The organism is Chitinophaga jiangningensis (assembly GCF_900142605.1).
In the GTDB taxonomy this organism is placed as follows: Bacteria; Bacteroidota; Bacteroidia; order Chitinophagales; family Chitinophagaceae; genus Chitinophaga; species Chitinophaga jiangningensis.
This window is the reverse complement of the sequence record NZ_FRBL01000011.1, coordinates 211364-231448: the sequence shown is the minus strand read 5'-3', so window position 1 is coordinate 231448 and position 20085 is coordinate 211364. Positions and strand designations below refer to the sequence as shown.

13 protein-coding genes are annotated in these 20085 nt (G+C 49.5%); 10 read left to right on the top strand and 3 right to left on the bottom strand.

Going from position 1 to position 20085, the window contains the following annotated elements:
* Positions 1-12: 12 nt before the first annotated feature.
* A complete protein-coding gene (locus BUB18_RS26295) occupies positions 13-3183 on the bottom strand; it encodes a SusC/RagA family TonB-linked outer membrane protein (protein WP_073086889.1) in 3171 nt (1056 codons plus the stop codon).
* Between the two features lie 613 nt (positions 3184-3796).
* Between BUB18_RS26295 and BUB18_RS26290 the strand changes: the two genes are divergently transcribed.
* From BUB18_RS26290 to BUB18_RS26280, 3 genes are all read left to right on the top strand, one after another.
* Positions 3797-5218, top strand: a complete 1422-nt coding sequence (locus BUB18_RS26290) for a sensor histidine kinase (RefSeq protein ID WP_178372217.1) — start codon at positions 3797-3799, stop codon at positions 5216-5218.
* Positions 5215-5898 carry a response regulator transcription factor gene (locus BUB18_RS26285; RefSeq protein ID WP_073086885.1) on the top strand — a complete coding sequence of 228 codons (684 nt, stop codon included), beginning with the start codon at positions 5215-5217 and terminating at the stop codon, positions 5896-5898. Before BUB18_RS26290 ends, BUB18_RS26285 begins: the two co-directional genes overlap by 4 nt.
* A gap of 85 nt (positions 5899-5983) precedes the next feature.
* Positions 5984-7489: a hypothetical protein gene (locus BUB18_RS26280; RefSeq protein ID WP_073086883.1), complete on the top strand. Its 1506-nt coding sequence runs from the start codon at positions 5984-5986 to the stop codon at positions 7487-7489.
* 53 nt (positions 7490-7542) lie between these two features.
* On the opposite strand, the gene BUB18_RS26275 is transcribed toward BUB18_RS26280, so the two are convergent.
* Positions 7543-8103, bottom strand: coding sequence for a thioredoxin family protein (locus BUB18_RS26275; protein ID WP_073086881.1), 561 nt, complete (start codon positions 8101-8103; stop codon positions 7543-7545).
* Between the two features lie 286 nt (positions 8104-8389).
* On the opposite strand from BUB18_RS26275, the gene BUB18_RS26270 reads away from it, so the two are divergent.
* Positions 8390-8923: a GNAT family N-acetyltransferase gene (locus tag BUB18_RS26270; protein WP_073086879.1), complete on the top strand. Its 534-nt coding sequence runs from the start codon at positions 8390-8392 to the stop codon at positions 8921-8923.
* Between the two features lie 228 nt (positions 8924-9151).
* A complete protein-coding gene (locus BUB18_RS26265; RefSeq protein WP_073086877.1) occupies positions 9152-9913 on the top strand; it encodes a tRNA(His) guanylyltransferase Thg1 family protein in 762 nt (253 codons plus the stop codon).
* Between the two features lie 184 nt (positions 9914-10097).
* On the opposite strand, the gene BUB18_RS26260 is transcribed toward BUB18_RS26265, so the two are convergent.
* Positions 10098-10883 (bottom strand): DeoR/GlpR family DNA-binding transcription regulator, encoded by a 786-nt coding sequence (locus BUB18_RS26260; protein WP_073086875.1) that lies wholly within the window; start codon positions 10881-10883, stop codon positions 10098-10100.
* Between the two features lie 333 nt (positions 10884-11216).
* Here BUB18_RS26260 and BUB18_RS26255 point away from each other — a divergent pair, with 333 nt between their 5' ends.
* The 5 genes from BUB18_RS26255 to BUB18_RS26235 are packed head-to-tail and all read left to right on the top strand — an operon-like array spanning position 11217 to position 20046.
* Positions 11217-14381, top strand: coding sequence for a SusC/RagA family TonB-linked outer membrane protein (locus tag BUB18_RS26255; protein ID WP_073086873.1), 3165 nt, complete (start codon positions 11217-11219; stop codon positions 14379-14381).
* 11 nt (positions 14382-14392) lie between these two features.
* The gene (locus BUB18_RS26250) at positions 14393-15952 is read left to right on the top strand and encodes a SusD/RagB family nutrient-binding outer membrane lipoprotein (RefSeq protein ID WP_073086871.1); all 1560 of its coding nucleotides are present in this window, start codon (positions 14393-14395) and stop codon (positions 15950-15952) included.
* Positions 15953-15954: 2 nt separating this feature from the next.
* Positions 15955-18222 carry a glycoside hydrolase family 20 protein gene (locus BUB18_RS26245; protein WP_073086869.1) on the top strand — a complete coding sequence of 756 codons (2268 nt, stop codon included), beginning with the start codon at positions 15955-15957 and terminating at the stop codon, positions 18220-18222.
* A 13-nt stretch (positions 18223-18235) separates the two neighbouring features.
* On the top strand, positions 18236-19540 hold the full coding sequence (locus BUB18_RS26240; protein WP_073086867.1) for a gluconate:H+ symporter: 1305 nt from the start codon (positions 18236-18238) through the stop codon (positions 19538-19540).
* Positions 19541-19575: 35 nt separating this feature from the next.
* Positions 19576-20046, top strand: coding sequence for a RidA family protein (locus tag BUB18_RS26235; protein WP_073086865.1), 471 nt, complete (start codon positions 19576-19578; stop codon positions 20044-20046).
* Positions 20047-20085 lie beyond the last annotated feature (39 nt).

Genomic DNA, 20085 nt, shown 5'->3' with positions numbered 1-20085 from the left:
GCTTTTGAGTAATTAAAACTGGAGGTTGATGCCGGCAGAGAAGGTGGTGATATTCGGATAGGCGCCACCGTTAGATGTACTCATTTCCACATCCCATAGTTTGAAATTGCTGAATGTAAGGAGGTTGAAGCCGGTCAGGTAAATCTTTCCGCTGGAGATGCCTGCTTTGCGCAGGTATTGCTGCGGCAGGAGGTAGCCCAGTTCGGCTGATTTAAGGCGGATATAGCTCATGTCTTTCACCCACCAGCTGCTGGGCAGGGTGTTGTTATAATTATCTGCCTGACCAAAGGCCAGCCGTGGATAGAACACATCCTGCCGGGGGCTCTCTGGTGTCCATCTGTCGGTGGCAATGGCGTAGATATTGCTCACGCCACCATCGCCGTTAAACGGCATAATACCTCTGCCGGATAGCTGTACATCTGCTTTGGCCTGTCCCTGGAAAAAGGCGCTCATATAGAATTGTTTGTAGCTGAGGTTGAGTCCAAAGCCGTAAACGATGGCGGGCACGTCGCCGCGGCCTATCTGCTGCTGATCGTAGGCATCAATTTTACCGTCGCCGTTGAGGTCGCGGTAGCGTATATCACCGGGCAGTACTTTTGCGCCTTCCGGTTTGGCGCTTTTGGCGATCTCGTCGTCGCTGGTAAACAGGCCTTCGGCCACGTAGCCATAACGGGCAAGGATATTGGTACCACGTTTATCCATCCAGGGATATTTAGGGATGGGCTGATCGTTTTCAATTACTTTGTCTTTGTTGTAGGTGAAGTTGCCCATCAGGCTGATGCCTATATCGCCGATTTTGGCAGTGTATTCCAGGTTGGCGTCCAGGCCTTTATTATCGACTACGCCAAGGTTACCCCAGGGGTTATTGATAAGGCCTACGAAAGATGGTACGGCGCCGCGTTGCAGGAATATGCCGGTACGGTGTTCTTTGAACAGGTCCACGGTGAGTGACAGCTGTTCATTAAACAGGCGGAGGTCCATACCGAGGTCCATTTTGCGGGCGGTGGACCAGGTAACGTCTACGGCGTAGTCGCTCACGTTGATACCGGTAATGCCGCTGCGGTTGGAGCCAAAGGTATAGCCGGTAGCGCCTTCGTTAAGCAGGGTGAGGTAGGCGAAACGGCGGGCATTATCGCCGCTGCCGAGTAAGCCGCTACCTACGTTACCATCAGAGAAACGGAACTTGAGAAAGGGAATAGTATTTTTTATGCCGTTGAAAAATGGTTCGTTAGACACTACCCAGCCGAGGCCATAGGCGGGAAACAGGCCATAACGTTGGGAAGGTGCAAAGTTTTCAGAGCCATTGTAGCCGGCATTCCCTTCTACAAAGTAACGGTCGTTCCAGGAGTAGGTAACCCTGGCGGCTATACCGCGGGTACGAAAAGGAATGCTGCGGGTGAAGTCGCCCGCAAACGGGTTGAGGTAATCGCTTTGATTATAGAGTAGCAATGCGCTTACGCGGTGTTTACCAAAGGCGCTGTCGTAGTTGAGGGAAGATTCTGTATAAAAGCGCCGGTTGCCGGAGCGGTTGGCGTTGTAGCTGAGGTAGTTTGTTCCCTGGTAAGTTCTTACGAGGTTGAGGGAGCCGTCGGCTTTGTACGGGGTGGCGGGATCGGGTACGTAGGTGTCTTCGCGTTTGAGTCGCGCCAGTACATTACCATTGTAGGCATCAAATGCGAACATGCTGGTAAAGCTGAGGCCTGGTATGATGAAGCGAAGGTCTTGTGTGAGCCTGATATTGGAATAGAGTTGGTTTTTGAATTCGTTGGTATATCCTCTGCGGGTTACGTCGGCATAGGGGTTGCGTTGGTCCCCGTTGGGGTTGCGGCCTGGCACGAAGTTGCCGGGGTAGAGGATGGGGTATTCTACCGGCGGTACCAGCAATGCCTGTTCAAAGATATTGGAGGAGCTGATGCTGATGTTACCGTTACCATCGATGGCGGTGGCGCCGCCGGGGTAGTTACCATTGGAGATGTATCCCTGCAGGCCCAGGTCGATGGTGGTGGTGGGCGTCACGCGCATGTTCAGGTTACTGGTGAAGTTATACCGGCGGTATTTGATGGCCTGGTTGTATTTCACGAGGTCGGTGGTTTTGAACAGGCCTTTTTCATCGTAGTATCCGAGGGATACATAGTATTTGGCGTTGTTGCTGCCGCCGCTGATGTTGAGGTTGGCGCGGCGGTTGCGGCCCGTTTTGTTGAAGATAGCATCGATCCAGTCCACATTGGGGTAGAGGTTAGGATCGCTGTTGTTTTCAGTATTTTTTATGTAGTCGGCCGTGTATTTTGGATTATACCCTCTGGTGGTGAGTGCTTCGTTAGCCAGTTTCATGTAGGTGAGGCCATCGGCCATGTCGGGTACTTTGGTAAATTTTGTAATCCCTTCATTGTAGTCGAGGTTAATCCTCGGTTTGCCTGATTTGCCGGACCTTGTTTTTATGATGATAACGCCGTTGGCGCCGCGAACACCATATACGGCGGTGGCGGAGGCATCTTTGAGGATGGTGAAGGATTCCACGTCCTGAGGATCGATGTTGGAGAGGGCACGTTCCACCCCATCTACCAGTACGAGTGGGCGAGTGGAGCCGCTGGTAAAGGTAGAGATGCCTCTGATCCATATGTCGCCATCGTCGTGGCCAGGCTCACCGCTGCGCTGTACGGCCACGATGCCGGAAATTCTGCCGGCGAGCACGGTGGAGAGGTTGGCCACGGGCTGTTTGAGGTCAGCCACTTTTATGGAGGACTGTGCACCTACCAGACTGATTTTTCTTTGTTGTCCGAAGCCTACTACCACTACTTCGTTCATGTTGCCTTCTTTGGCTTCGAGGATAATTTCCAGTTCTACAGAATTGTTGATGGATACTACCTGCGGTTTAAAGCCGATGTAGGATACTTCCAGGCTGCCTTTGGGATTGGCGTTGATGGTAAAGTGGCCATCGGCGCCGGAGGTGGTGCCCCTGCTGGTGCCGGCTACGCGGATGGTAGCACCGGGTACCGGCTTGCCGGCTTTATCCCTGATGATGCCGTTGATACGTGTATCTGATTGCGTTACATTTTGTGGCCACGGTGCAGCAGGTGAGGCATGCAGCTGACTGGCTGCCAGGGTAATGCACAGCGGGGTAAGGCAAAGGGTTACCGCGCGGGAGAGGGCATGCCGCCTCCCGGTACATGATGTGTTATTCATGACGTTACAATTTAAATATGCGATTGATATTGGTTGTGTCTGGGACTGTCTGGTTTATTTCTTACAGGTACAGCACTTTCATATTGCGAGTATTGTTTTTTTCTCCTGACAGAGGGCCATTCGGCTCTGTTTCAGATGTGATGGAAGATGCCCAAGGTCGTCCATCCATCACGCCATTAATTAGGTATATATTGGCCGATCTGGTAATTGAGTATTATTTTTTCTCCCGAGAGAGGGCCGATGGCCCTCTCTCGGGCGTGATTGAACGGATGCCGAAGGCATCTGTTCAATCACGCCAAAAATCAGATATTTATTGGCCGATCTGGTAATCTGAATGATAATGAATATACTTATGTAAGTTTTGCTGATTGCTGATCTTCTTTTCTGCTAAATCGATTTTCTAAAGCAGGAAAATAGGTCCTTATTCCAATTGACGGCTAAATTACACAACCGGTGTGATACAAGCTGTTAACAGATATCCAAGGAAATGTAAACAATTGCCAATGAACCTTAAATGAAATGTAAACGCCCTTTTGCCAACAGATTAAAAGCTGCATATTGCCGCCTTATAAGCAGGCTATTATTGTTTCGTAGATATATGTATATCAACCAAATGCGACACCAGTATAAGATCTACATCATCACCGCCGTCATCTGCTTTGTGGCATTGGTATTTACACAGTTCCTGCTGCTGTATAACACCTATGAGCTGCTGAACGACCGCTACTCCATGGAAAAAGAGTACGATATACACCAATTGTATACCCGCTCTATTGCCAACGACCTGTTTTTTCCGGGAGGAGAAAATATCCTGCACGCCCATGTGGATACGGCGTTACCGCGACTGCAGCAACTGTATAAAACAGATTCGGCGGCCTTTGCGCAGTATGCGTCAGCGTTATCCTATCGTGTATTGCTGGAGCTCCATAAAGCCGCTACGGACAACCAGGTATTTGATAGTATCTGCCATCTCCTTAAAATAAAAGAGCAGATGACCTACACGATACTGGTGCATGAACTGGCAGTTACTTTTGACGGGAAAAAATATCTCCCCTTATATAAACCTTCCACTATGCGCCCCTTACTGCCGGCAGGAATGCAAAGCAATATCGGGATCAGGCTGGCAGGTAACATGGAAAAAGCCGCCAACAATAATATCATTGCCGCCATCGCCGTGAGTGACCCCAAGCCTAATACCTTGCTGGTACGCTTTTCCATGCATGCCGATCCGGCCAACAGAGGAGCGATCGTACTGGGACAAATGCGTTATACCATCCTGCCATCGCTGTGTACCGTGCTGGCCATCGTGATCCTGTTTGTCATCCTGGTGAGGCGGTGGAAGAAACAAAAGCGACTGTCGGAAATGAAATCGGATTTTATCGATAACATCACGCATGAACTCAATACGCCGCTTACCACTATTATCATGGCCACGCTTAACCTCAAACACATAAATGTCCCCGATCCGGGAATCAGCAACCTGGCAGCAGTGATTGAAAGGCAGTCGCGCCGGCTCCAGCTCCTCGTGAGCAAAATGCTGGAGATGACCGTTGAAAATAAACTCCTCACCGAAAAAATGGTGCAGGATGTAAACACCCTGGTAAGCGATATTGTAGCAAACTATACGGTCCAGCAACACCGCAGTATTTACCTCGACCTGCCAGATCACCCGCTTTGCATTGAAACGGATAGCTTTCACTTTACCACGATGCTCCAAAACCTGATCGACAATGCGATGAAATATAACCGCCAGGATCATAAATTAGTGCACATTACCGTAGCAGAAGCGGGTAAAAACGCCATGTTGTCTGTAGCCGACAATGGCATCGGTATGAGCAGAAGTACTATTGAGAAAATTTTTGAGAAATATTACCGGGCCAGCACCCCGGATGATTTAAACATCACTGGACTGGGCATAGGCCTTTATTTTGTACAACAGTGCGTGAGAGCACATAACTGGCAAATCGATGTATTCAGCACACCCGGCTATGGCAGCCGGTTTGTGATCACCATTCCGTTAATTTCCTGTCCATGAAAACGAATGTATTACTTATTGAAGACGAAACAGACCTGGGTAATATGGTGATGCAGTACCTTACCCTTTGCAACTTTGCCGTAACGCTGGCCCCGGATGCAATAGCAGCGATGCAATCGGCAGCAGGCCATCCTTTCCACATCGCGCTGATTGATGTAAACCTCCCCGGCATGGATGGCTTTTCGCTGGCAAAGCAATTGCAATTGCTGCAACCCGCATTGCCATTTCTTTTTCTTACAGCCCGAAACCAAAAGCAGGACCGCCTTACAGGACTGCAACTGGGTGCCGATGATTACATCGTAAAACCCTTTGATGCCGAAGAACTGGTGCTGCGGATGAATAATATCATACGTCGCAGCAACAAACTGGCCGTCGAAGAAAAAGTGATCGCTATCGGGCATACCACTTATAATAAGGATACTTACATCCTGCAGGTACCCGATGAGGATGAAATACAGCTCACCGCCCGGGAACATGACCTGCTGCTGTATTTTTTCCAGCATCCCAATAAGGTGCTCAACCGGGAAGACATACTGGCCACCGTTTGGGGCAGTAACGATTATGTATTACGCCGTAGCCTGGATGTATTTGTATCCCGCTTCCGGAAATATTTTGCAAAAAATCCGAACGTGGAAATCAAGAACGTGTACGGCGTAGGTTTCCTTTTTAGTATCAGGTAGCACTGCTAAAATCCTATCAGTAATTGAACGGATAGTTTTAAGGCAATACTGTAGCTTTATCCGCATTACTGATTTGAATTCCATTATGAAAAAACGTACAGCCGTCAGGGCACTGTGGATGGTACTGCCTCTCTTATCCGTAGCAGTACTTTCACATGCACAGGAATGGGTATCCCTGTCTTCCAAAGGTAAACTGCAATATGATACTACTTCGCGTGGTGACCGCATCATGGACTTCTCTTACGCCGGCTACAAAGGTGGCGGGGTGAATATTCCGGATGTACCGGTGCGCATCCGCGTGCGACCGGATAACGCTAATGACGCTGCCACCATTCAGGCGGCTATCGATTCCGTGTCGGCGTTACCGTTAGTAAAAGGTTTCCGCGGCGCCGTGTTACTGGCCGCCGGCGCCTATACCTGTGATAAAACCATTTTACTGCATACCAGCGGCGTGGTACTCCAAGGTAGCGGCAGCAACCCGAAAGGCACGGTATTACAACTTACAGGTCCGGCACACGTGGCCGTGGCCCTTAGAGGAAAGCCGGTGTACACCAAAACCAGTGCAGCCGCTAAGGTTACTATGGCTTATGTGCCGGCAGGTACAAATAAGCTAACGGTTGATCAGCCTGCCATTTTTAACCAGGGAGATACTATCCGTATCACCAAACCGGTGACGCCGGAATGGATACAGTTCATGGGCATGCACGATCTCGTGCGCGACGGTAAACCACAGACATGGATAAACGGAGAGCTCACCACCGACCGCATTATCACCGCTATTAATGGCAACACCCTTTCCCTGGATGTGCCGCTTACCGATAGCTATGATGCACAGTACACCAGCGCGGTAGTTGAACGCATCAGCACGAGCGGAGAAATAGTGAACTGCGGCATCGGCGGGTTCAGCATCGTGTCGCCTACGCAAACCGGCACTATCAACGACCGCCATCACCAGGCTTTTCACATCAGTGGCATTACCGATGCCTGGGCGGAGGATATACAGGCGTACAATACGATCAACAGCGTCAGCGTCACAGGGCGTCGCATTACGCTGGACCGCATCCGTATTTATCATGATACTGTAACTACCGGGGCAGCTAAGCCGGCGGATATTAATGCCAGCGGTCCGCAGTTGCTGGTACAGCGTTGCTACATCAAAGGCAGCAATGTGTTTTACATCGCCACCGGTGCTAAGGTAACAGGCCCCATTGTTATTCTTAACTGCACCTTCGAAGGTGGTGGCTGGATACAACCGCATCAGCGCTGGGCTACGGGGGTGCTGGTGGATAACTGTCACGTACCCGGAGGTGGTATTGAATATATGAATCGCGGTTCCATGGGCTCCGGTCATGGATGGTCCATCGGGTGGTCGGTAGTGTGGAACAGTACTGCAAAAAGTTTTTTGAATCAGCAGCCTCCTGGAAGTATGAACTGGATGATTGGCTGCATAGGGGAGCAGCGACAGGAAGCACGTCCGTTTGGGAAATTTCCGATGTTGCCAGGTGGTATCAATGTATCGCAGGGAAAACATGTGCAGCCTGAAAGTCTTTACTACGCACAGTTACAGGAAAGGCTGAAGAAAAAAATCTGACATAAAAAAACAGCGTCACAAAAGCCTTGTGACGCTGTTTTAAAAATGATGGGTTAGTAGGTATGTAGCAAAGGTAATAATTCTAATTGTATACTCACACCTTTATCTTCATTATACCATTGTTGTAATGAAATTTTCATTTGTTCGAAATCTGCCTTTTCGTGTACTAAGCGGTCGTACAACGTTTGGCATCCTGCCGGGCGAGGCCCCCATACTGCTAAATCTTTTCCTGCGGTATCCCGTATCACCAGTTTAGGTATTGATTTGGATTTACCATTGGTGAGATATTGATTGATCAGGAACGGTGGTGAATCGCGCAGCTGATATTCGGTTGTAATCATCGGATTCAATCCGGCAATCATGTGAATGAACGGCACGATGTGGGAGGCATCTCCGCACCATGGCTCCGTGATAATGATCCAGTGCTGCGGTTGGGTGATGCTTTTCACCGCGGCAATAATATCTTCCGATAATTTCCCGGTCTTCAGCCAGCGTGATTGCCTGGACCAGTTCAGCTTTGTATAATTCAGGTAATCAGCGTTGTTATAAGGCGGTGCAGGTGCCGGGTCGTGCAGAATTTTTTGAAATTCCTGCTCATATGCTTTAAAATCCATGACACATCTTCTTTTGTTGATCAATGGTACTGAATTATTCTGATTTTACACAAAATCATTCAGGTTACTTACTGTAGGGTAGTTGCACTTTTGTGAAAAAAATTGATATGGATCTGAGATATGGGGGTACCGGATAAGGCAGTGGACACGAGTAAAAAAAACAGGGTGGGTGATTTGCCGCAGCCGGGTAACATAATTTTATAACATTCATCCCGGTAATTATTATTTTAGTCGCGGCATTACCATCTCCCTGAAACTAAAATAGAATTATAAAATTAATGTTCAAATGAATCCAGGATACCATATAGCTCCGCTGGTGTACGAGCCGGAGATTATCAACGCGCTGGCCGACTTATTAATCGAAACTGTGGCGCATGGCGGCTCAGTGAGTTTCATGCATCCTTTGCAGGAAAATGTAGCGCAGGCCTTCTGGCGATCGTCTATCAACGCAGTGATTGCGGGGGAGCGGGTAGTGCTGGGTGCTTTCGATGGGGCTAAGCTCATCGGTACGGTTACGCTTATACTGAATTCGCCGCCTAACCAGCCGCATCGCGCTGAAGTGGCCAAAATGATGGTACGGGTGGCCTACAGGGGGCAGGGGATTGCCCGCGCACTGATGGATGCGGCAGAGGCGATTGCCCTGCAGAAAAACCGTACGCTGATCACACTGGATACGGCGGAAGATGAAGGTGCAGCAGGATTTTATGAGGCACTGGGCTTTCAGAAGGTGGGTGTGATTCCTGACTTTGCACTGAAGCCGCACGGTGGGTTGTCGGGGACGATTATTTATTATAAGCGGGTTGCTCTCAAAGAGGCGTAAGGGGAAGTGTTTAAGTAGGCGCCTTCGGCGCCGGGGAGTGGTCTTTTTTGCACGCAAAGCAGCAAAGCAGGTAAGCAGCAAAGGATTATGTTTTGTTGTTTATAAGGAGTTGGAGATAGAGGAGGAGCTTTTTGTGTTTTGTTGTTTTATCGTTTTATATGAGTTAGGGAGATGGAGGTGTAATAATTACAATGGAAGCAATCATATTTATTATTAAACCCTGGCAGCATGAAATTTGAAGAGCTGGACCAGCGGATGCGAAGCTTTGAAACGGTGAACGACCGCAGCATCATGCCGGAAATGTATATTGTGGCGCGTATTGACGGGCGCGGCTTTACAAAGCTCACCAAGGAGCGGCATGATTTTGCCAAACCATTCGACGAACGTTTTCATGATTATATGATTGCGACGGTGTTGCACCTGATGAACTGCGGCTTTAATATCATTTATGGCTATACGCAGAGTGATGAAATATCCTTGTTGTTCCATTTGCAGGACCAGTCGTTCAGCAGGAAGGAGCGTAAGCTGAATTCCTTGCTGGCAGGGGAGGCGAGTGCTAAATTTTCTTTATTACTGGGAGATGTGGCAAGTTTCGATTGCCGTATCTGCGAGTTTCCGAACGCAGCTGTCGTTACAGATTATTTCCGCTGGCGGAATGAAGATGCACACCGTAATGCGCTGAGCGCACATTGTTACTGGCTGCTGCGAAATAGTGGCTTGTCCGCCGTAGCGGCCACCAACCGCATTGAAGGACTCAGCAGTGCCGATAAAAACGAGCTGCTGTTTTCACACGGGATCAACTATAACGATTTGCCTGCCTGGCAAAAAAGAGGGTCGGGTATTTATTGGAGAGAGGTAACCGTAGCAGGGTATAATCCTGTGTTACAGCAAGCCGTTACAACGGTACGGAACAAACTCTTCATCGATAAGGTGCTACCGTTTAAGGAGTCTTACAGTGAATTTATCCGGGGTTTGATCAGCGCCTCGTAAATACAAAAAAGCGGCGGGGCCATTGGCTCCGCCGCTTTTATATCTCCCGAAGGGATAAAAAATAAAAACCCTAAAACAACAAAACAAAATCCTTTGCTGCTTACCTGCTTTGCTGCTTAGCGTGCAAAAAAGACCGCGCCACAGGCGCCGAAGGCGCCCCCGCTTAAAAATCCTTTGCGAGCAACTACAATATCACCAGCTCCTTCGCCTTATACGCCTGTAACTCCTTACTGTCCGCCGGCAGTTCCGTGATCAGGTAATGAATATCTGAGAGGTCTGCGATCTTCATTTTCATCGACGAATTCAGCTTTTCAGAAATTGCAAGAATTGCAACTTTATCTGCGGCTTTTATCATCGCTTTTTTCACCTGTATCGTTTCCCAGTCCGCATCTGTGAGGCCGTTTACCGGGTCGATGGCGTTGGTGCCAATGATACAGAGGTCAGCTTTGATGTTGGATAAATACTCAAATACTTCCCCGCTCACCGTCATCTGCGAATACGCTGAAATCTGGCCTCCTATTACGATTGTTTTAATCATGGGCTTATCCAGCAGCTCTACGGCGCTGAGTACATTCACGGTGATGAAGGTGGCTTTGAGGTTATTGGGGATCTTTTTAATGAACTCCCGGATAGTGGTACCACCGCCGATGAGTACGATCATATCGTCCCGCAATAATTGCAGTGTTTTATCGGCAATTACCAGCTTGTTTGTTTGTGCGTAGGTCTCGCTTTCATGGCCATAGTGATAGGCAATGGACATGGCGCCACCCTTGATCTTCACCACTTCCCCGTCGTCCGCAAGCTCGTTCACGTCGCGGCGGATGGTATCTTCTGATACGTTGATCAGGTTTACCAGTTCCGTATATGTAATGCGGGTGTGGATATTCACCTGTTGAATGATGAGCTGCTTCCTGGCTTTTTTGGTGAGAGTCACCGGGGGCAGCTGGTCTTGGGTATTTGCACTATCCATAGCGTGTCGACAATTCTGAATTTAGATGAAAGTATTATAGCTCGGTTATCTTTTTGAGTATAAGATTTACGACTAATATAATACATACAACAAAAATAATCCTTATAGAATGATTTTTTGCATTTTTATTATTTCAAATTCGATTTTTGCGGTAATTGTAAATTCATTAGTTGTTAATTATCAATAATTTAACCTTACACATAAACGCATTCTAAAATTTGTTTGCGTTAATATTGCAGAAATATTTGCAAATAATTTGCAGAAATCAAATCTTTTCCTACTTTTAGACACGTATTTCCGCATTATTTGAAGAATATCAACCAAACCACTAACATGAAAAATGTCTTAAACCTGGCAACTTTCACGAAATTGCTACTATGCCTGTACTGTATCTGTAGCAGTGTGGTGAGCTTCGCTCAAAACAAAGCCGCCCAGATCTCCGGTACCGTTGCCGGTACCGACGGACAAAAAATTATCGGCGCCAACGTATCCCTGCTCAACGCCAAAGGAATCGGCGCCACCACCAACCTGGAAGGGCAGTTCACCGTTAAACTGCCGGATAACCTCCAGGGAACCAACGTCACCTTACTGGTATCGTTTATCGGTTACGATAAAAAAGAAGTGAGCGTAGCCGCCGGACAAACCAACATCCAAATCCAGCTGGAACTCTCTTCCAAAGCCCTCAACGAACTCGTGGTAACGGCACTGGGTATCAAAAAAGAGAAGAAAGCTACGGCCTACGCCATCACAGAAGTAAAAGGCTCCGACTTCACCAAAGCCCGCGCCATGAACCTCGGTGACGCCCTCACCGGTAAAGTAGCCGGCGTAAACGCAGCCTCCCTCGCAGGCGGCCCAGGCGCCTCCAGTCGTGTAGTCATTCGCGGTACCGGCTCCCTCAACGGCGATGATCAGCCGCTGTACGTGATCAATGGTATGCCCATCGATAACACCACCGCAGCCCGCCCATCCAACGGTAACGGCTCCATAGGCCTCAACCAGGACCGCGGCGACGGTATCGGCGGCATCAACCCGGATGATATCGAATCCATCACCGTACTCAAAGGTGGCCCCGCCGCCGCCCTCTACGGCTCCCGCGCCGCCAACGGCGTTATCCTCATCACAACCAAAAAAGGCGTGAAACAAAAAGGCATCGGCGTCGACTATAACGGCACCTTCACCCTGGAGTCACCTTCCATCACGCCCGACTGGCAATATGAATATGGCTCTGGCGTAAACGGTAAAAAGCCTACCACGCAAAATGAAGCCATCAGCGCAGGCCGCCTCTCCTGGGGGCCTAAAATCGACGGCACCCCCGTCATCCAGTTCGATGGCGTAGCCCGCCCTTACTCGGCACAGAAAAACAATATCAAAAACTTCTATAACCTCGGCAATACCTTCACCAATACAGTAGGCTTTTCCGGTGGTAACGAAGCCGCGTCTTTCCGCGCCTCCCTCTCCGATATGAACAACCGAGGCCTGGTTCCTAACCAGCACCTCAACAAAAAAATATTTAACCTTGGTGTAAACGCCAACCTCAGCAAACGCCTCAGCGTGGAAGGGTACGCACAATACAACATCGAGAAATCACAGAACAGATCCGGCGTTGGTGACGCTACCGGCAACCCTAACTGGGGTACCTATATGATCGCCAACACGGTTGATATTCGCAACCTGGAACCCGGCTACGATAAAAATGGTAACGAAGTGAAATGGAACCCTTCCGAATTCGCTACCAACCCATACTTCGCCGTTAACAAATTCCAGAACCACGACGATCGTAACCGCTTCATCGGTAACCTCGGTATCAAATACAACCTGCTCGACAACTTCTTTGTACGCGGCCGCGTAACTACCGACCGCACCAGCAGCACCTTCGTAGGTATCGTGCCTTCAGGTACTGCCTACTACACAGATGGCTACTATCTGCAAACAGATGCCGCCATCACCGAAACCAATGCGGAACTGACTTTCAACTACAACACGAAAATCAGTCGCGACCTCCAGCTCACCGCCCTCGCCGGTGGTAACCGCCGCAAAAGCATCAACGATGCCACCACCATGCAAGGCCGTACCTTCTTCCAGCCAGGATTCTACGACCCTTCCAATGTGCTCGGCCTCACCACTACAGTGCTGAATCAGCGACTGGCCACCAATTCGGTGTTCGGTTCCGTGGACCTCAGCTTCAAGGACTACCTGTATCTCTCCGTAACAGGAAGAAACGACTGGTTCTCCACCCTGGCTGCCACCAGCAATAACATTTTCTACCCTTCCGTAGGTGCCAGCTTCCTGCTGTCAGAAGCAGTGGCCATGCCTAAATGGGTAGATTACGCTAAAATCAGAACCAGCTGGGCACAGGTAGGCGGCGGCGCACCTATGCCGTACGCACTGAACCAAACCTACAGCATGGTGCCAGGCGGTGGTCATAACAACCAACCCTTGCAAACACCTACGCAAACAACTGGTACCACCTCCGGTGAACTGGTAGCGCCTAATCCTAACCTGAAGCCATATACGTCCACCACCGCAGAACTCGGCCTGGAAGGCCGCTTTGCCAACAACCGCATCGGCTTCGATGTTACCCTCTACCAACGCAGAACCGTGAACGATATCATGCGCGTAGCCATCAGCCAGTCGGCCGGCTACAACTACGCCTACCTCAACGTAGGTGAAATGAGTAACAAGGGCGTTGAAATCCTGATCAACGGCACCCCTTACAAAAACAAAAATTTTAGCTGGGAAGTAAGTCTGAACATGGCGTATAACCGTAACCGTGTAGAATCCCTCAACGGCCTCAACAGCCTGGAACTGGATAAAACAGTGAACTCCTACGCATTCCTCTACGCACAGGTAGGCAAGCCTTACAGCTCCATCATGGGCTATGGCGTGAAAAAGGATGCTAACGGCAACACCATGTACGACAAAAACAACGGCTACGAATTAAGAACAGACCTGCAGGATTATGGCACCGGTATCGCACCTACAACCGGTGGTATCACCAACAGCTTCCGCTACAAGCGCTTCGATCTGAACTTCCTCATCGATGGCCGCTTTGGTGGTAAAGTATACTCCGGCACCAACCTGTATGGCACCCGCTTTGGTCTTACTAAAATCACGCTCCCCGGCCGTACTGACGGGCTCACTGTTACCGGCGTGGATGCAGATGGTAAACCGTTTACCAAAACGTTTAACTACAGCACCGGTATCCAGCAGTATTACGACAACTGGAAAAATATCTCTGAGAAATTCATCTACGACGCCAGCTTCATCAAACTGCGCCAGGTGGTGCTCTCTTACAATATTCCCACACAGCTGCTTTCTTTCGCCAAAGTGCAGAACGCCTCTGTATCCTTTGTGGCCAGAAACCTGCTGATCCTGTATAAAAATGCGCCGAATATCGATCCGGAATCAACCTTCAGCAATGGTAGCGCACAAGGCTTTGAAATGTTTGGTGTACCGCCAACAAGAAGCTATGGTCTTAACCTGAACGTGAAATTTTAAAACCTAACCGCATGCAACGTTTGTCAAAATATAAATACCTCTTGCTCCTGGGAGCAGCGCTGGGACTGGCTTCCTGCGACAAAGGCTTCGAGGAACTGAATACCAACCCTAACGCCTCTACGAACATGAATGTGGACTACATGTTCTCACAGAGTTTGCTTAAGGGAAGCTATGTATACGATCGCGCTTACTACTACAGCTCCTACCTCCACTGCGGTACCTATGTACAGCACTTTGCAGTGGCCAAGGAAATCGGTGGCTCCGGCTCCGGTGATAAATATGCAGTCAACGATTTTTACCAGGGCTTCTACTTCCGTTACGCCTATACGAATTCTATCCTGAACGTGCAGGACATCATTGATGCCAACAAATCCGGCAAAGTAGCCGGTACTTCGGTGAATAAGCTGTCGGCCGCCCGTATCTGGAAAGTATTGCTCATGCAGCGTATTACGGATTTATATGGAGATGTACCATACACGCAGGCAGCACAGGCACGTAACGGCGTATTTGCGCCAGCGTATGATGCACAGGCAGATATTTACGCGGACATGCTCAAGGAGCTGGACGAGGCGATTAAAGCGTTTGATCCCGCTCAGCCTACGTTTGGCGGCGCTGATTATATCTTTAAAGGAGATGTGAATAAATGGAAGAAATTCGGTTACTCCCTCATGCTGCGCGTAGCCATGCGCCTCACGAAAGTGACCGACGGTAAAATCCCGGTGAAAGACTGGGTGCAGAAAGCAGCCACCGGTGGTGTAATCCTGGATGCTGCGGACAACGCGGTTGTAACCTATGCCAGCGGCCCACAGCCGTACAACCAGAACCCCGTTGCCGTAGAACTCATTAACCAGGATTACACCATCAATTCAAAAGGTGCCAACAACCTGGAATGGAGTAAGTTCAGCAAAACATTTATCGACTACCTGAAAAACAATGCTGACCCACGCCTGCCGGTACTTTCCGTAGTATGGAATAATGATAAGGCAGATACCAGCTCCGCTTTGCAGAAAGGTATGCCTAATGGCCTGGACTCCAAACCGAATGATTTCGTGACGTATTCAGAGCCGAATCCTAATACAATTTTGAAATACGCAGCACCTTTATTAATATTAACGAATGCTGAAACCAACCTGCTGCTCAGCGAAGCCGCTACCCGCGGATGGGTATCCGGCGATGCGGCGCAATATTACAGGGATGGCGTGGCAGGCGCGATGCGCAGTCTTACCTTATTCGGTGAAGGCGGCGTTATCAGTCAGCCGAAAATTGACGCGTACCTTGCAGCACATCCTTTCAACGCTGCCGGTACACTCGAACAAAAAATGGATCAGATTCACTCCCAGTATTGGGTAGCGCATCTGCTGGATGAAATGGAAGCTTATGCCAACTGGCGTCGCACAGGTTATCCGGTACTGGTGCCCGTTAACTACCGCAGTAATGCTACCGGTGGTACTATTCCACGTCGACTCCCATACTCCGGCCAGGAACAAAGTATCAACGCCATCAATTACAAGGCAGCAGTTAACCGCCAGGGTCCTGATCTCTTAACAACAAGAATGTGGTGGGATAAATAACCATGAAGAAACTACTGATCGTAATTTTGATAGCGGCTCTCGGGCAAAATGCCGCTGCTCAAAGGAATCAGGCTGCTACGGCAGCCCTGATTCCTTTGCCTGTGCAAACACAATGGACAACAGAAACGGTAACTATCTCCCATAATACCGCTATTGAAACGGATGCCGCTACCGCTGGCCTGGCAGTGCTGTTGCACACTTATATTGAAGAGCAGCTGGGCATTGCCTTAACGGCACAGGCAAAAAATCGTATAGTCCTCCGCGTTGATACCACGCTGCAACTGCCCCCGGAAGGTTACCAGCTACAGGCTGCAAACAATGAAGTGCGCATCACCGCATACAGTACTGACGGTATTGTACACGGTATTGCTACCCTTCGGCAGCTATGGCAGCTCAAACAAAAGGAACTCATCGTTCCCGGGGTGTTGATAAAAGATTATCCCCGCTTTGCCTACCGTGGTATGCACCTGGATGTAGGCCGGCATTTTTTTACTGTCGACTATCTCAAAACACTGATTGATCAGCTGGCTTTATATAAGATCAACAATTTCCACTGGCATCTTACCGATGACCAGGGCTGGAGAATAGAAATTAAAAGGTATCCCAAATTACAGTCCATCGCAGCCTGGCGCGACCAAACACTTATCGGCCACAAGAAAGAACTACCGCATCAGTTCGATGGCCGCAGGTATGGCGGTTTTTATACGCAGGATGAAATACGGGAGGTGGTAGCTTACGCCACTGCCCGGCACATTAATGTGATTCCTGAAATAGAAATGCCTGGTCACGCGCTGGCGGCGCTGGCAGCTTATCCGCAGCTGGGTTGTACCAAAGGACCGTATAAAACGGCGCAATTCTGGGGCATATTTGATGAGGTGTTCTGTGCCGGCAACGACAGCACTTTTACTTTCCTGGAAGATGTGCTGGACGAGGTATTTGCATTGTTCCCCTCCCAATATATTCACCTCGGCGGGGACGAGTGCCCGAAAGTGCGCTGGGCCAAATGTCCGGCCTGCCAGCAACGTATGAAATCGGAGCACCTGAAAAATGAGGATGAACTGCAAAGCTATTTTGTAAAACGTATTGCACAATATATTCAGTCCAAAGGCCGCAAGGTGGTGGGCTGGGACGAAATCCTGGAAGGAGGGCTGGCCCACGGAGCTACCGTGATGAGCTGGCGCGGAGTGGAAGGCGCAGTGGAAGCCGCAAAGCAGCAGCACCATGTGATCATGACGCCGGAAGATGAATTGTACTTTGATCACTATCAATCCCTCTACGCCGTGGAACCTACCGCTGCCGGCGGTTACACGCCGCTCCGGGAAGTGTATGATTATGATCCGCTGCATGCGGCCGGTGATACGGCTTTGCTGCCTTATATTTCCGGTATGCAGGGGCAGATGTGGAGTGAATACCTGCCTACTGCACAACAGGCCAATTACATGATTTACCCGCGCATGCTGGCCATGGCGGAGCGGGCATGGTCCACGCAGCAAACGCGGGACTATAACGATTTTTTAAAGCGTGTAGCCGTACACCAGCAACTGCTAAAAAGCAAGGGTATTGCAGGCGCCGATGTACACAACGAAATCACTTACCGGCTCGATAGCCTGGAGAGGGGCGCCCTTAACATCTCCCTGCAAACAACTGCTGCTAATGCAGTGATCAGGTATACCACCAACGGTAGAGCTCCGGAAGCTACCAGCCCGCGCTATGAAGGGCCGTTGCGTTTAACGCATACGACTACACTCCGTGCGGCCTTGTTTGCTGACGGAAAGCAGGTATACAGGGAATTTCAACAGGTGTTTGCCATCAGTAAGTCAACGGGTGCTAAGATTAGTATAAAAGCTGATCCTAATACAAAATATAACGCCAACGCCTCAACGCTGGTAAATGGCATTACAGGTACCCATCGGTTCAACGATGGGCAGTGGCTGGGTTTCAGCAAGCGTGACCTGGATGCGGTGATCGACCTGGGTACACCACAGCCGGTGAAAGTGGTGGCCACCAATGTACTGAATTACCACTGGCAGAAGATGTGGGCACCCACCATCCTGGAGTTTCAATATTCCAACGATGGCGTACATTATCTGCCCATGACTAAAACAAAAACATTTCTACTCAACGGAATCAACAATGTACGTATACAGGTGAAGCCTGTAAAAGCCCGCTATATCAGGGTTTACGCCAAAAATAAAGGTGTAATTCCGGCAGGGGAGTACGGTGCCGGTGGCAATGCGATGTTGCTGATGGATGAGATTTCAATTAACTGATGCCATTTCACCTATGTCATTTTTAATCGTATTTGTTTGCCTGCTGTTACTCATTCTCCTGCTGACCTGGGGAAAGCTGAATGCGTTTATCGCCTTCATGCTGGTGTCGGTACTGGCAGGATTATTACTGGGCATTCCGCCTGAAAAAATTCCAGCCAGTTTACAGAAAGGGATTGGTGATACCATCGGCGGGCTGCTGGCCATCATTGTACTGGGGGCCATGCTGGGCAAGCTGGTCGCAGAAAGTGGCGCTGCCAGGCAGATAGCTAATTCGCTCATGCAGTTGTTTGGCGAAAAATACCTGCAATGGGCACTATTGATTGCAGGGTTTATCATCGGTATACCATTATTTTACGGCGTTGGCTTTGTATTGATGGTACCCCTGATATTTTCCGTGGTGTATCAGTACAAACTTCCGGCGGTTTACATTGGCTTACCTACGCTGGCGGCACTGAGCATTACGCATGGCTTTTTACCGCCACATCCTTCGCCGGCGGCGCTGGTCACACAGTTTCATGCCAACATGGGCTTAACGTTGTGGTACGGCCTGCTGGTAGCCATTCCCGCTTTAATTTTGGCGGGGCCTGTGTTCTCCCGTTTTTTACGGAAGATGCCAGCCACCCCTAATCCCATGTTTAAAGTAGCGGAAAGTAGTAGCAGTCAGGTTTTACCGGGGAGATATAATAGCTTCTTCACGGCGTTGTTACCCGTTATTTTACTGATGGTCACAACGGCCTGCACACATATACTTGGTGCCACTCCCTGGCTTACGCTTGCCGGAGATGCGCCTATGGTAATGCTGCTATGTATAATAGTGGCTACTTTTACACTGGGTCTGGCACAGGGCCGTGATATGAAACAACTCATGCAGATCTACGGCGACGCGGTGAAAGATGTGGCCATGATCGTGCTCATCATTGCAGGCGCTGGTGCGTTGAAGCAGATGCTAGCAGACAGCGGTGTAAGCAACGAGATTGCAGCCGCCATGCAAACCTGGCATGTGCCGGTACTGGTGCTGGGCTGGCTGATGGCCGCACTGATCAGGGCCTGTGTAGGTTCCGCTACTATTGCCGGACTCACCGCCGCAGGCATGATAGCCCCGTTGATGGTGCAGGCAGGAACCAATCCTAACCTGATGGTGTTGTCGATCGGTGCGGGAAGTTTAATGTTTTCCCATGTGAACGATGCCGGCTTCTGGATGTTTAAGGAATATTTTAACCTGAGTATAAAAAATACCCTGTTGTCGTGGTCTGTTATGGAAACCATTGTTGGCACAGCAGGCTTGGCAGGCGTTTTACTGCTAAATGCTTTTATCTGACGCTTTAACTAAAACAACATAAAAACTGATAATCTATGGAAAACAATCATGCAGATGAGCGATTTGCAGCATTGGGATTGAACCTGCCGCCGGCGCCGGCGCCATTGGGCGTTTACAAACCCTGCCTGATAGATGGTAAATACCTGTACCTCTCCGGTCATGGCCCGGTACAGGATGATAAGTCGCTGATCATTGGCCGCATTGGCGCAGCACTGGATATGGAGCAGGGCAAACTGGCGGCACGCCAGGTAGGCCTTACCATGCTCTCTACCATTGTAGCAAATGTAGGCAGCCTGAATAAAGTGAAACGTGTGATCAAAGTGCTGGGTATGGTGAACTGTACACCTGATTTCGAGCGTCATCCGTATATCATCAACGGCTGCTCCGAACTGTTTGCCGCCGTATGGGGTGAAGAAAATGGTATCGGCGTAAGAAGCGCCGTGGGCTTCGGTTCCCTGCCTGACAATATTCCCGTGGAAATTGAAGCATTATTTGAACTATACTAACCACAAAGCTATCCGTTTACCTTGATAGGCTACCTGGAA

What these genes read in the sequence shown, in the direction of transcription:
- BUB18_RS26295 (WP_073086889.1), bottom strand. Translation starts at nt 3,183, where the DNA reads ATGAATAACACATCATGTACCGGGAGGCGGCATGCCCTCTCCCGCGCG.
- BUB18_RS26290 (WP_178372217.1), top strand. Translation starts at nt 3,797, where the DNA reads ATGCGACACCAGTATAAGATCTACATCATCACCGCCGTCATCTGCTTT.
- BUB18_RS26285 (WP_073086885.1), top strand. Translation starts at nt 5,215, where the DNA reads ATGAAAACGAATGTATTACTTATTGAAGACGAAACAGACCTGGGTAAT.
- BUB18_RS26280 (WP_073086883.1), top strand. Translation starts at nt 5,984, where the DNA reads ATGAAAAAACGTACAGCCGTCAGGGCACTGTGGATGGTACTGCCTCTC.
- BUB18_RS26275 (WP_073086881.1), bottom strand. Translation starts at nt 8,103, where the DNA reads ATGGATTTTAAAGCATATGAGCAGGAATTTCAAAAAATTCTGCACGAC.
- BUB18_RS26270 (WP_073086879.1), top strand. Translation starts at nt 8,390, where the DNA reads ATGAATCCAGGATACCATATAGCTCCGCTGGTGTACGAGCCGGAGATT.
- BUB18_RS26265 (WP_073086877.1), top strand. Translation starts at nt 9,152, where the DNA reads ATGAAATTTGAAGAGCTGGACCAGCGGATGCGAAGCTTTGAAACGGTG.
- BUB18_RS26260 (WP_073086875.1), bottom strand. Translation starts at nt 10,883, where the DNA reads ATGGATAGTGCAAATACCCAAGACCAGCTGCCCCCGGTGACTCTCACC.
- BUB18_RS26255 (WP_073086873.1), top strand. Translation starts at nt 11,217, where the DNA reads ATGAAAAATGTCTTAAACCTGGCAACTTTCACGAAATTGCTACTATGC.
- BUB18_RS26250 (WP_073086871.1), top strand. Translation starts at nt 14,393, where the DNA reads ATGCAACGTTTGTCAAAATATAAATACCTCTTGCTCCTGGGAGCAGCG.
- BUB18_RS26245 (WP_073086869.1), top strand. Translation starts at nt 15,955, where the DNA reads ATGAAGAAACTACTGATCGTAATTTTGATAGCGGCTCTCGGGCAAAAT.
- BUB18_RS26240 (WP_073086867.1), top strand. Translation starts at nt 18,236, where the DNA reads ATGTCATTTTTAATCGTATTTGTTTGCCTGCTGTTACTCATTCTCCTG.
- BUB18_RS26235 (WP_073086865.1), top strand. Translation starts at nt 19,576, where the DNA reads ATGGAAAACAATCATGCAGATGAGCGATTTGCAGCATTGGGATTGAAC.